This is a genomic window from Streptomyces crystallinus (assembly GCF_039521265.1).
Classification (GTDB): domain Bacteria; phylum Actinomycetota; class Actinomycetes; order Streptomycetales; family Streptomycetaceae; genus Streptomyces; species Streptomyces crystallinus.
This window is the reverse complement of sequence record NZ_BAAACA010000039.1, coordinates 89,407-102,557: the sequence shown is the minus strand read 5'-3', so window position 1 is coordinate 102,557 and position 13,151 is coordinate 89,407. Positions and strand designations below refer to the sequence as shown.

The window sequence follows — 13,151 nt, the reverse complement described above, 5'->3', positions numbered from 1 at the left end:
CGCAGGACTTCGTCGAGAACACACAGGGAGCAACCGGAATGGGTTCGGTTCGCGTAGCCATCGTCGGCGTAGGAAACTGCGCCGCCTCGCTGGTGCAGGGCGTCGAGTACTACAAGGACGCCGACCCGGCCGGCAAGGTGCCGGGTCTGATGCACGTCCAGTTCGGCGACTACCACGTCAAGGACGTGGAGTTCGTGGCCGCGTTCGACGTGGACGCCAAGAAGGTCGGCCTCGACCTCGCGGACGCCATCGGTGCGAGCGAGAACAACACCATCAAGATCGCGGACGTGCCCACCACGGGCGTCACCGTCCAGCGCGGTCACACCCACGACGGTCTCGGCAAGTACTACCGCGAGACCATCGAGGAGTCCACCGAGGCCCCGGTCGACATCGTCCAGGTCCTCAAGGACAAGCAGGTCGACGTTCTGGTCTGCTACCTCCCCGTCGGTTCCGAGGCCGCCGCGAAGTTCTACGCGCAGTGCGCCATCGACGCCAAGGTCGCCTTCGTCAACGCCCTCCCGGTCTTCATCGCCGGCACCAAGGAGTGGGCGGACAAGTTCACCGAGGCCGGTGTCCCGATCGTCGGTGACGACATCAAGTCGCAGGTCGGCGCCACCATCACGCACCGCGTCATGGCGAAGCTGTTCGAGGACCGGGGTGTCATCCTGGACCGCACGATGCAGCTGAACGTCGGCGGCAACATGGACTTCAAGAACATGCTCGAGCGCGAGCGCCTGGAGTCCAAGAAGATCTCCAAGACGCAGGCCGTCACCTCGCAGATCCCCGACCGGGAGCTCGGCGAGAAGAACGTCCACATCGGCCCGTCCGACTACGTGGCGTGGCTCGACGACCGCAAGTGGGCCTACGTCCGCCTCGAGGGCCGCGCCTTCGGTGACGTCCCGCTGAACCTCGAGTACAAGCTCGAGGTGTGGGACTCCCCGAACTCCGCGGGTGTCATCATCGACGCCGTGCGCGCCGCGAAGATCGCCAAGGACCGCGGCATCGGCGGCCCGATCCTCTCCGCGTCCTCGTACTTCATGAAGTCCCCGCCGGTCCAGTACTTCGACGACGAGGCCCGCGAGAACGTCGAGAAGTTCATCAAGGGCGAGGTCGAGCGCTAAGTCTCGGCTTCCACCCGACTGTTGAGGGTCCCTGTGCCGTGTCGGCGCGGGGGCCCTCTTCATATGTGACGCTTGCACCCATGTCCGTCGTGCGTGATCTGCGCGTACTCCTGCGCCTGAGGAACTTCCGGCATCTGCTGGCCGTACGACTGCTCTCCCAGGCGTCGGACGGCGTCTACCAGGTCGCGCTCGCCACCCATGTGGTCTTCTCCCCCGAAAAGCAGACCTCGGCCACGGCGATCGCCTCGGCCATGGCCGTCCTGCTGCTGCCGTACTCCGTCGTCGGCCCCTTCGCGGGCGTCCTGCTGGACCGCTGGCAGCGCCGTCAGGTCTTCCTCCACGGCAATCTGCTGCGGGCCCTGCTGGCCGGCTGCACGGCGCTGCTGCTGCTCGCCTCGGCGCCCGACGCGCTCTTCTACACCTCCGCGCTCTGCGTCACGGCCGTCAACCGCTTCGTCCTGGCGGGGCTCTCCGCCGCGCTGCCCCGGGTGGTGGACGAGGAACACCTCGTCATCGCCAACTCCCTCTCGCCGACCGCGGGAACGCTCGCCGCGACCGCGGGCGGGGGTCTGGCCTTCGTCCTGCGCCTGGTGATCCCGGCGGACGCCGTCACCGTGCTGCTCGGCTCGCTCCTCTATCTCTGCGCGGCCCTGTGGTCCCTGCGCCTGCCGCCGAAGCTGCTGGGGCCCGACCCCGACGCGGTCCGGCCCGGGATCGGCGCCGCGATCGGGACGACGGCACGCGGCCTCGCCGACGGGCTGCGCCATCTGCGTCAGCGGCGGACGGCCGCACGCGTGCTGACCGCGATGACCCTGATGCGCTTCTGCTACGGGGCGTTGACCGTCCTGGTGCTGATGCTCTGCCGGTACGCCTGGTCCGACGGCAGCTCCGACGGGCTGGCGCTGCTGGGGCTGGCCGTCGGCATCTCGGGGGCCGGGTTCTTCGCGGCGGCGGTGGTGACTCCGGGGGCGGTGGCGCGGCTGGGGCCCTACCGGTGGATGGCGGTGTGCGCGGCGACCGCGGCGGTCCTGGAGCCCGCCCTGGGGCTGCCGTTCGCCCCGGTGCCCGTACTCGTCGCGGCCTTCGTCCTGGGGCTGGTCACCCAGGGCGCCAAGATCTCCACGGACACCGTGGTGCAGTCCTCGGTGGACGACGCCTACCGCGGCCGGATCTTCGCGCTCTACGACGTGCTCTTCAACGTCGCCTTCGTCGGCGCCGCCGCGGTGGCCGCGCTGATGCTGCCTCCTGACGGGGAGTCGGCGGCCCTGGTGGTCACGGTCTCGGTGATCTATGCGGCGGTAGCAGTGTTTATGACCCGCTTTCAGCGCGGCTGAGTGTCACATCAGGGCCACAGAGTCCCCACCGATAGCAGGGATGTCAGCCGGGCCCGCTACCTTACGGGCGTCATACATCACCTGTTTTCACCAAGGGGGAACCCCCACGTGTCCACTCCGCCGCCCCAGGGCCCGAACCCGTACGCGCCGCAGCAGCCCAACGCGCCCTACGGCCAGCCGCAGGGCGCAGCCCCGTACGGTCAGCCGCAGGGAGGCGCCCCGTACGGTCAGCCGGGTCAGCCGGGAGTCCCGCCGCAGCAGTCGCCCTACTTCAACCAGGGCGCCCCGATACCCCACGCGCCGGCGCCCGCCCCGCAGCGCCGGTTCGGTGTCAAGAGGATCATCCAGGTCGTCGTCGCGGTGAGCGTGCTCAGCGCCGTGGCCGTGGGCTGGTGGACGAGCCGTCATGACGCCGACACCGCCAAGGTCGGCGACTGCATGAGCATCGGCAACCCCACCTCCACGACTCACCCGGACCTGAAGGTCGTGGACTGCGGCGACTCCAAGGCCAAGTACAAGGTCGTCCAGAAGAAGGACGACAACAGCGGCTGCGACCGCAACAAGTACTCGGAGTACACCGAGACGGGCGGCAGCAAGGACTTCACCCTCTGCCTGGAGGACTACAAGAAGTAGTCGCAGCGGAGGCGGTAGACCGAGGGGCGGTGTTTCACGTGAAACACCGCCCCTCGGCACCTCTGCGGACCACGATGTTTCACGTGAAACCGCGACGCCGCCGCGGCCCATGTTTCACGTGAAACCTCGGCCGAGGCCGTGAAGCGTCCTCGGGTGTTTCACGTGAAACATCGACCCGGTCGGCCTCAGCCCTGCTGGGCCCACCACTCCTTGAGCGCCGCGACAGCCGCGTCGTGCTCCATCGGTCCGTTCTCCAGGCGCAGCTCCAGCAGGTGCTTGTACGCCTGACCGACCGCCGGGCCGGGACCGATACCCAGGATCTCCTGGATCTGGTTGCCGTCGAGGTCCGGGCGGATCGAGTCGAGCTCCTCCTGTTCCTGGAGCTGTGCGATCCGCTCCTCCAGCCCGTCGTACGCCCGCGACAGCGCGGTCGCCCTGCGCTTGTTGCGGGTGGTGCAGTCCGAGCGGGTCAGCTTGTGCAGCCGGTCGAGCAGCGGTCCGCCGTCGCGTACGTACCGGCGAACCGCCGAGTCGGTCCACTCGCCGGTCCCATAGCCGTGGAAGCGCAGATGCAGCTCCACCAGGCGTGAGACGTCCTTGACCATGTCGTTGGAGTACTTCAGCGCGGTCATCCGCTTCTTGGTCATCTTCGCGCCGACCACCTCGTGGTGGTGGAAGGAGACCCGGCCGTCGCTCTCGAACCGGCGCGTCCTCGGCTTGCCGATGTCGTGCAGCAGCGCGGCGAGGCGCAGCACCAGGTCAGGGCCGTCCTTCTCCAGAGCGATGGCCTGGTCGAGGACCGTCAGGGAGTGCTCGTAGACGTCCTTGTGCCGGTGGTGCTCGTCGCTCTCCAGCCGCAGCGCCGGAAGCTCGGGCAGTACATGGTCCGCCAGACCGGTCTCCACGAGCAGCCGCAGCCCCTTGCGCGGGTGCGCGGAGAGCAGCAGCTTGTTCAGCTCGTCCCGGACGCGCTCGGCGGAGACGATCTCGATCCGCTCGGCCATCGACGTCATCGCGGCGACGACCTCGGGGGCCACCTCGAAGTCGAGCTGCGCCGCGAAGCGGGCGGCCCGCATCATGCGCAGCGGGTCGTCGGAGAAGGACTCCTCCGGGGTGCCGGGTGTGCGCAGGACGCGCTCCGCCAGGTCCTCCAGCCCGCCGTGCGGGTCGACGAACTCCTTCGCGGGCAGCTCTACGGCCATCGCGTTCACGGTGAAGTCGCGACGGACCAGGTCCTGCTCGATGGAGTCGCCGTAGGACACCTCGGGCTTGCGCGAGGTCCGGTCGTACGCCTCGGAGCGGTACGTCGTCACCTCGATCTGGTAGCCGTCCTTCTGGCAGCCGACGGTGCCGAACGCGATCCCGACCTCCCAGACCGCGTCCGCCCACGGGCGCACGATCTTCAGCACCTGCTCGGGGCGGGCGTCGGTCGTGAAGTCCAGGTCGTTCCCGAGCCGGCCGAGGAGCGCGTCCCGCACCGAGCCGCCGACCAGGGCAAGCGAGAACCCGGCCTCCTGGAAGCGGCGGGCGAGGTCGTCGGCGACCGGGGACACCCGCAGCAGTTCGCTGACCGCGCGGCGCTGCACCTGGCTCAGGGCACTGGGATTGTCTTCGTTGGCGTTCGGCACAACAGAAAAGGGTACGTGCCCCGGCCGACCGGGGCGTCACCGTTTCCGCCCTGCCGGGCCCACCCGACTTCGCGGACTCTCCACAGCCCCGGGGAGCCGCCTCACCTGGCTCCCTGTCACACTCTTCCGATCATGTGGAGCAGTCCACGGCACTTCGCCACAGTCCACCTCGTTACCATGCGTGGACGCAGGAATCGACAACCACCGACACAGCTGACGACGACGAGGGACGGGCGACGCGTGGCCGAGGCGGCAGCTTCTCAGGGGACAGGCCCCTCTTCTGCCCGCCGGTGGAGGCGCCGCACAGCGGCGCTGCTCCTCGGCGCTCCTCTGATCGCCGGTCTGCTCTCCGGCACGGCCGCCACGACGGCGGCCCACGCCACCACCGCGGCCGCGTCGGCCAAGGCGCAGCCGGTCTCGCGCACGGTCCAGGTCACCCTCGACTCGATGACCCCCAGCGCCCCCGTCAAGAGCGACACGCTGACGATCTCCGGCACGGTCACCAACACCGGCAGGCAGGCCGTCACCAGCGCCCATGTGGGTCTGCGGGTGGGCCAGCGGCTCAACGGCCGGACCGGCATCGACGAGGCCTCCCAGCGCAGCGGCTACTCGGCGACCCTGGACGCCGCCGAGGTCGGTGACAAGTACACGGTCAAGTTCCCGAAGCTGGCCCCCGGGATCAGCAGGGACTTCACGCTCTCCGTGCCGGTGAGCAAACTGGACCTGGGTGGCGACGGTGTCTACCCGATCGCCGTCTCGCTGTCCGGGCAGACCTCCAGCCAGCAGTACGAGCAGGTCCTGGGCATCCAGCGGACCTTCCTGCCGTGGCAGCCGGAGGCCGTGGACGGCAAGAAGTCACAGCTCACCTATATGTGGCCGCTGATGTCCTCGACGCACCTCACCGCGCAGACGGGCTCGGACGAGCAGCAGACCCCGGTCTTCGCGGACGACGCGCTGGCCGCGGAGCTCGCGCCCGGCGGCCGGCTGGAGCGGATGGTCTCGCTGGGCGACCAGCTGCCGGTGACCTGGGTGATCGACCCCGATCTGCTCGCCACCGTCGACGCGATGACCCGTAACTACCGGGTGAAGTCCGGCGACGGCGATGTGGCGGGCAGCAACCAGGACGTGGCCAAGCAGTGGCTGGGCGAGCTGGAGGACGCCGTACGGGACCAGAAGGTCGTGGCGCTGCCCTTCGCCGACCCGGACCTGGCCTCGCTGGCCCATCGCGGCAAGGACGTCTCCGGGTCGCTGAGCCATCTCCAGGGCGCCACCGAGGTGGCCGAGAAGACCGTGGAGACCATCCTCCATGTGACGCCCTCCGTCGACTTCGCCTGGCCGGTGCAGGGCGCGGTGGACCCCTCGATCGTCGATGTGGCCACCTCAGCGGGCGCCCACAACGTGATCGCCCGCAGCGACAGCCTCCGTGAGACCGGCGGTCTCAGCTACTCGCCCTCGGCCGCCCGGCCGATCGGCGGCGGCACCACGGCCGTGGTCTCCGACGCCCGCCTCTCGACGGCCTTCGAGGGCGACATGTCCCGGGCCACCAGCTCCACGCTGGCCGTCCAGGAGTTCCTCGCCCAGACCCTGGCGATCACGCTCCAGGACACCGAGAAGCAGCGCAGCATCGTCGTCGCCCCGCAGCGGATGCCGTCCGCCAGCCAGGCCCAGACGATGGCGAGCGCTCTCCACGCGCTCGCCGGGCAGCGCTGGACCCAGCCGCTCGACCTCGGCCAGGCCGCCACGGCCAAGCCGGACGCCCGCGCCACCACCCGGGTGCCCGGCTCCTCCTCGTACCCCGGATCGCTGCGCAAGCAGGAACTGCCGGTGCAGGCGTTCCAGGACATGAAGAGCACCCAGGGCACCCTGGACAAGTTCCGGATGATCCTCACGGCCCCGGACCGCGTGGTCACGCCGTTCGGCAACGCCATCAACCGCGAGATGTCGACCTCCTGGCGCGAGGACCGCGAAGGGGCCGTGATCTACCGGGCCGGGGTGCAGAGCTATCTGGACAGCCTCACCGGCGAGGTACGGCTCATCCAGAAGTCCACCGCCACCATGTCGGGGCGCAGCGCCACCCTCGCCGTCACCGTGCAGAACCAGCTGGTCCAGCCGGTCGGCAACCTGGTGCTCCGGCTGGAGCCGAGCAACCCCTCCCGCCTCAAGGTGACCACCAACGAGGACGCGAACGGCGGACAGCCGGTCAAGATCGACGGTGGCCACAGCCAGTCGGTGAAGTTCACCGCCACGGCGAACGCCAACGGCCCCGTCCAGGTGACCGCGCGGCTCTACACGCAGGACGGCACGCCCTACGGCGACCCGATGGAGTTCACGGTCAAGGTCTCCGAGATCACCCCGACCGTGATGCTGGTGATCGCCGGAGGTGTCCTGCTGCTCGTCCTCGCGGGCATCAGGATGTACACCCAGCGCAAGCGGTCGACGGCCCGGAAGGAGTCCGGGGAGGGCGACGGGGCGGAGGCGGACGGCGGTGACGATCCCGAGCAGCCGAGTGACCCGACACCGGACACCGGTCCGGAAAGCGGGGCCTCGCCCGGCACGGGTGAGAAAGTGGAGCATTGAGCTATCGCTATGCACCGTGGCCGGCCAGGCCGGGGTCGATGAGGTGGGGTAACCATGAACGCGCCGTACGACGGTGACCGCGGGCAGGGCGCGGGCGGCGGCTCCGCGTCCTCCGGGAACACGCCCCCGGTGCCTCCCTACGCCGAGCAGGTGCCGCCGCAGCAGCCGGTGCCGGACCCGTACTTCCAGGACGCCTACGGCAACGATCCGTACCGGGCGCAGGACCTGTACGCCCAGGACCCGGTGACCGAGGCGCTGTACGACCGCGCCGCGCACCCGCCGCCGCCCCCGGGCACCTACGCCGAGCCGCAGCCGCTCTACCAGCAGCCCCCCGCGCAGCAGTACGCGCCGGACCCCCGGATCTGGGCCCAGACCCCCGCGCCCGAGCCGGACGGCCCGTCGCGCCATCTGCCGTACGGCGACACCGCGGGCACCACGCAGTTCGTGGGGGTCGACGACCTGGTCACTCAGGCGGGTGAGGAGCCGCCCGAGCAGGACGCCTTCGCCTACCTCTACCGCGACCAGCAGGCGTCCGGTCCTGCGCCGGCCGCTCCGGAGCCCGAGCCGCTGCCCGCCCAGCCGCAGCAGAAGTCCGGCGGCCGCGCCTCCGGGCTGCTCAAGTCGAGCGCGGTGATGGCCGCGGGCACGCTCGTGTCGCGGCTGACGGGGTTCGTCCGCAGCCTGGTGATCACGGCCGCGCTGGGCGCCGCGCTGCTCGGCGACACCTTCACCATCGCGTACACCCTGCCCACGATGATCTACATCCTCACCGTCGGCGGTGGTCTCAACTCGGTGTTCGTGCCGCAGCTGGTGCGCGCCATGAAGGACGACGAGGACGGCGGCCAGGCGTACGCCAACCGGCTGCTGACCCTGGTCATGGTGGCGCTCGGCGCGATCGTCGCCCTCGCGGTGCTCGCGGCCCCGCTGCTCATCAAGCTGCTCTCGCCCACCATCGCGGGCGACACGGCGGCCAACAGCGTCGCCGTCACCTTCGCCCGCTACTGCCTGCCCACGATCTTCTTCATGGGTGTGCACGTGGTGATGGGGCAGATCCTCAACGCCCGTGGCAAGTTCGGCGCGATGATGTGGACCCCGGTCCTCAACAACATCGTCATGATCGGCACGTTCGGCCTGTTCATCTGGGTGTACGGCACGTCGGCCGAGTCGCACATGGGCGTGCAGACGATCCCGCACGAGGGCATCCGCCTCCTCGGGATGGGCACCCTGCTCGGCCTCGTCGTCCAGGCGCTGGCGATGATCCCGTATCTGCGCGAGACCGGTTTCCGGTTCCGGCCGCGGTTCGACTGGAAGGGCCACGGCCTCGGCAAGACGGTCAAGCTGGCGAAGTGGACGGTCTTCTTCGTCCTCGCCAACCAGGCCGGCGTGGTCGTCGTCACCCAGCTCGCCACGGCCGCCGGAAAGGCGTCCGAGAAGAACGGCACCGGCTTCCTCGCCTACTCCAACGCCCAGCTGATCTGGGGCATGCCGCAGGCGATCATCACGGTCTCGGTGATGGCGGCGCTGCTGCCGCGCATCTCCCGCGCCGCGCACGACGACGACCCGGGCGCGGTCCGCGACGACATCTCGCAGGGCCTGCGCAACTCGGCCGTCGCCATCGTCCCGGTCGCCTTCATGTTCCTCGCGCTCGGCGTGCCGATGTGCACCCTGCTGTACTCCAGCAGCGGCGTCGAGGCGGGCCGGTCCATGGGCTTCATCCTGATGGCGTTCGCGCTGGGACTGATCCCCTACTCGGTCCAGTACGTCGTCCTGCGCGGCTTCTACGCGTACGAGGACACGCGGACGCCGTTCTACAACACGGTCATCGTCGCCGCGGTGAACGCCGCCGCCTCGGCCGCCTGCTACGTGGTCCTGCCCGCCCAGTGGGCGGTCGTCGGCATGGCGGGCGCCTACGGGCTCGCCTACGCGGTCGGCGTCGGAGTGGCCTGGCGACGGTTGCGCAACCGCCTGGGTGGCGACCTGGACGGCGCGCGGGTGCTGCGTACGTACGCGAGGCTGTCCCTGGCGGCCGTGCCCGCGGCCGCGGTCGGCGGCGCGCTGGGCTACGTGATCCTCAAGGGGGTCGGCCAGGGGGCGCTCGGCTCGCTCGTCGCCCTCGTGGTGGGCGGGGCCGCGCTGCTCGGCGTTTTCTTCGTCGCGGCGAAGAAGATGCGGATCGAGGAGCTCAACTCCATGGTCGGAATGGTGCGCGGACGGCTCGGACGCTGAGTCCGCTCTCCCGCGCACAACCATCGTCCGCCGCCGTGTGTCGTGCATAGCGCCGGACTGTGGGCACAATTGGCATGACTTTGCATGGCTGGCCGACAGCACGCAACGGATGGGGAGGCAGGAACGACGGTGGCGGAACGTAGCACGGCTGCCGTCGACGTGGCCGACAACAGCGGCGACAACCCGCTGACCGCCAAGGCGGACGGGGCCACGACCGACGGGGTGGCGGAATCCATCGACACGGCAGACACGGCTGACCAGGGCGCCGGCGACACGGGCGGTGAACGCAAGCCCGCCGAGCCCTCCATCGCCACACCGGAGCTGCACAGCGGCCACAAGCTCGCCAGACGCTATCGGCTCGAGGAGTGCGTCACCCGTCTGGACGGTTTCAGCTCCTGGCGGGCGGTCGACGAGAAGCTGCGCCGCGCCGTCGGGGTACATCTGCTCCCGGCGGACCACCCGAGGGCGCGTTCCGTCCTGGCGGCCGCCCGCTCGTCCGCGCTCCTGGGGGACCCGCGCTTCGTCCAGGTCCTGGACGCGGTGGAGGAGAACGACCTCGTCTACGTGGTCCACGAGTGGCTGCCCGACGCCACCGAGCTGACCGCGCTCCTCGCCGTCGGCCCGCTGGAGGCGCACGACGCCTATCAGCTGGTCACCCAGGTGTCGCAGGCCATGGCGGCCGCGCACCGCGAGGGCCTCGCGCATCTGCGGCTCACCCCCGGCGCGGTCCTGCGGACCTCCTCGGGGCAGTACCGCATCCGCGGGCTCGCGGTGAACGCCGCGCTGCGCGGCATCACCTCCGACACCCCCCAGCGCACCGACACGGAGGCGATCGGCGCGCTGCTGTACGCCTCGCTGACCCAGCGCTGGCCGTACGACAGCGACGCCTACGGGCTGCACGGGCTGCCCAAGGGCGTCGGGCTGATCGCCCCCGACCAGGTGCGCGCGGGCGTACACCGGGGCCTGTCCGAACTCGCCATGCGGGCGCTGGCCAACGACGGGGCCACCGCGTCCCGCCAGGAACCCGCCTGCACCACGCCGGACGAGCTGGTCAAGGCCGTCTCGGCGATGCCGCGGATCCGTCCGCCGGAGCCCGCGTTCACCGCGCCGCCGGAGTACCAGCGCACCACCTACCAGCAGGGCACCTACGGCCGTCCGCCCGCGGGCCCGCACCCGGCGGCCACCCAGGTCGTGCCGGTCCCGCCGCCCGCCCTCCAGGGACGCACCGGCAGGGCGCTCAAGTGGGCCGTCTCGGCGCTGCTGATCGCCGCGCTGGGCCTGGGCAGCTGGCAGCTCGCGGACAAGCTCCTGGGCCACGACAAGGGCTCCGGGGAGTCCGGGACCTCGCAGCAGCCCAACAAGAGCGACGGCGACAAGCCGAAGGCGCCGGTGCCGCTGCGCATCCAGGGCGCCGAGGAGTACGCCCCGGACGGCAAGCTGCAGAACGCCAAGGACGTCGGCAACACCTACGACAGCAGCCCCACCACGTACTGGCGCTCCAAGAGCTACATGGACGGACCCAAGCTCGCCCCCTACAAGGAGGGCGTGGGCATCGTCTACGACCTCGGGTCCGAGAAGGACGTCTCGGCGGCTTCGATAGCGCTCCGGTACAGCGGCAACCACACCACGGTGGCGCTGTACGCGGCGAGCTCCATGTCGTCGGGGACTCCGGTCAGCGCCATGAAGCAGATCGCGACCGCGACGACGAGCGGAGCCACGGCCGACCTGAAGGCGGCGAAGCCGGTGAAGACCCGCTATGTCCTGCTCTGGATTACGGCGGCGCCCTATTCGGCCAACGACGAGTACAGCGATCCCGGCTTCAAGCAGGCCATAACGGACGTGAAGTTCACCGGCTGAGGCCGGGGTTCGAGGCCTGGAACCGGCAGGGAGATCCGACAGTGCGGGGAGGGGACTCATCGTTGGACGACGCCACATACGGCGACGTGAGCGACCAGGACCTGCTGGCCCGCCATGTCGGCGGTGAACCCGAAGCCTTCGGGGAACTGGTCCGGCGCCACCGGGACAGACTCTGGGCGGTCGCCTTGCGGACGCTGGGCGACCGCGAGGAGGCCGCCGACGCCGTCCAGGACGCCCTGGTGTCGGCGTACCGGGCCGCGCACACCTTCCGCGGCCAGTCGGCCGTCACGACGTGGCTGCACCGCATCACCGTGAACGCCTGCCTGGACCGGGCCCGCAAAGCGGCGTCCCGCAAGACCTCACCCGTCGACGACGCGGAACGCCTGGAGCTGCTCCTGGAGCCCCATGAGTCGGCCGAGGCGCCCGCGGAGCGCGAGGACCTCCACCGCCAGCTGGTCAAGGCGCTGGGGACGCTGCCGACGGAACAGCGCGCCGCCCTGGTCCTGGTCGACATGCAGGGCTATCCGGTCGCGGAGGCCGCGGAGATCCTCGACGTGGCGGTGGGAACCGTGAAGAGCCGCTGCGCCCGGGGCCGGGCACGGCTGCAACCCCTGCTCGGGCATCTGCGCGCCGGTGCCGACGGGACCGGGGATAACCAGGAGTCAGGCGGGGGAAGGAACCGGACGCCGGGGACATCCGTCCCACCTGCGTCGGGGCCAAGGGACACAGGACCGAATGATCCTGCTGCTGTGAAGGGCGGAGGTGGGCGCACGTGACATCCACGGCCGACATGGCTCAGCACCCGGACGTCTCGGAGATCTCCGACCTCCACGAGGGCCTGCTGCCCCCCTCTCGTACCGCTGCCGTACGCCGCCACTTGGACGGCTGCGAGCTGTGCGCGGACGTCGACGCCTCGCTGACCGAGATCCGCGATCTGCTCGGGACCCTGCCCGGGCCGCCGCGCATGCCCGCCGACGTCGCGGGCCGCATCGACGCGGCACTGGCCGCCGAGGCCCTCCTGGACGCCACGGCGCCCGCCGGGGCGCCGGTACCCGCCGGGGCGACCGCAGTGTCCATGGCGCCGGAAGCCCCCGGCAAGGGCGAGGCGGACGCCGACCCGGCGCATGTTTCACGTGAAACATCGCTCGGATCCTCCGCCCCGGCCGACGCTCCCGCGGCGGACCGCCCCGCCGGGCATCCGAGGGCCGCCACCGGGCCGGGCCGCCGGCGTACCCCCCGGCGTCGCCGTACGGCCGTGCTCGGAGCCGTCTTCGGCGCTGCGGCGATCGGGGTCGGCGTCTTCCTGGTGCAGACTCTCCAGCCGTCCGACGACGCCCAGCAGCACGACATCACCTCACACCACCCGCAGGGGACCGTCTTCTCGGACTCCTCCCTCTCCGAGCAGGTACGGACGCTCCTGTCCTCCGGCCAGGGCCAGGAGAGCGCCGGGAACTCCCCGTCCGACAAGAAGCCCAGCCTCGGTGTGACGTCCAACGCCCCGTTCCGGGCCGGCGGCGTCTCCGTGCCCCCGTGCATCCAGGCGGGCATCGGTCGGGAGAGCTCCGAGAACGCGCTCGCCGCGGAACCCGGCGAGTACCAGGGGACCGAGGCCTACCTCGTCGTCCTTCCTCATCCCACGGACCCCTCGCGAGTCCAGGCCTATGTCGTCGACGCGAGCTGCCAGACCGCGGGGCCGGACGCCAAGGGGAAACTGCTGCTGACGCACGTCTATCCCCGTCGGTGAGACGGTCCGGGAATGCTCGCCCCGTAGGATC

At 70.6% G+C, this 13,151-nt stretch carries 9 protein-coding genes; 8 read left to right on the top strand and 1 reads right to left on the bottom strand.

What is annotated here, in order from left to right:
- Positions 1 to 38: 38 nt before the first annotated feature.
- The 3 genes from ABD236_RS27770 (at position 39) to ABD236_RS27760 (ending at position 3,088) form a co-directional block, all read left to right on the top strand.
- Positions 39 to 1,121 (top strand): inositol-3-phosphate synthase, encoded by a 1,083-nt coding sequence (locus tag ABD236_RS27770; protein WP_344078189.1) that lies wholly within the window; start codon positions 39 to 41, stop codon positions 1,119 to 1,121.
- 80 nt (positions 1,122 to 1,201) lie between these two features.
- Positions 1,202 to 2,455 (top strand): MFS transporter, encoded by a 1,254-nt coding sequence (locus tag ABD236_RS27765; protein ID WP_344078186.1) that lies wholly within the window; start codon positions 1,202 to 1,204, stop codon positions 2,453 to 2,455.
- Between the two features lie 108 nt (positions 2,456 to 2,563).
- Complete coding sequence (locus ABD236_RS27760; RefSeq protein ID WP_344078183.1) at positions 2,564 to 3,088, top strand: LppU/SCO3897 family protein; 525 nt, start codon at positions 2,564 to 2,566, stop codon at positions 3,086 to 3,088.
- Positions 3,089 to 3,273: 185 nt separating this feature from the next.
- On the opposite strand, the gene ABD236_RS27755 is transcribed toward ABD236_RS27760, so the two are convergent.
- On the bottom strand, positions 3,274 to 4,716 hold the full coding sequence (locus ABD236_RS27755; protein WP_344078180.1) for a CCA tRNA nucleotidyltransferase: 1,443 nt from the start codon (positions 4,714 to 4,716) through the stop codon (positions 3,274 to 3,276).
- A 240-nt stretch (positions 4,717 to 4,956) separates the two neighbouring features.
- On the opposite strand from ABD236_RS27755, the gene ABD236_RS27750 reads away from it, so the two are divergent.
- The 5 genes from ABD236_RS27750 (at position 4,957) to ABD236_RS27730 (ending at position 13,120) form a co-directional block, all read left to right on the top strand.
- Entirely contained in the window at positions 4,957 to 7,293 is a 2,337-nt protein-coding gene (locus ABD236_RS27750) for a DUF6049 family protein (RefSeq protein ID WP_344078177.1), read from the top strand.
- Between the two features lie 54 nt (positions 7,294 to 7,347).
- Positions 7,348 to 9,519: a murein biosynthesis integral membrane protein MurJ gene (gene murJ / locus ABD236_RS27745; protein ID WP_344078174.1), complete on the top strand. Its 2,172-nt coding sequence runs from the start codon at positions 7,348 to 7,350 to the stop codon at positions 9,517 to 9,519.
- 129 nt (positions 9,520 to 9,648) lie between these two features.
- Positions 9,649 to 11,376, top strand: a complete 1,728-nt coding sequence (locus ABD236_RS27740; protein ID WP_344078171.1) for a protein kinase family protein — start codon at positions 9,649 to 9,651, stop codon at positions 11,374 to 11,376.
- A gap of 62 nt (positions 11,377 to 11,438) precedes the next feature.
- The gene (sigM, locus tag ABD236_RS27735; RefSeq protein ID WP_344078168.1) at positions 11,439 to 12,152 is read left to right on the top strand and encodes an RNA polymerase sigma factor SigM; all 714 of its coding nucleotides are present in this window, start codon (positions 11,439 to 11,441) and stop codon (positions 12,150 to 12,152) included.
- Positions 12,149 to 13,120 (top strand): anti-sigma factor family protein, encoded by a 972-nt coding sequence (locus tag ABD236_RS27730; protein ID WP_344078165.1) that lies wholly within the window; start codon positions 12,149 to 12,151, stop codon positions 13,118 to 13,120. Before sigM ends, ABD236_RS27730 begins: the two co-directional genes overlap by 4 nt.
- The last annotated feature ends 31 nt before the right edge of the window (positions 13,121 to 13,151 follow it).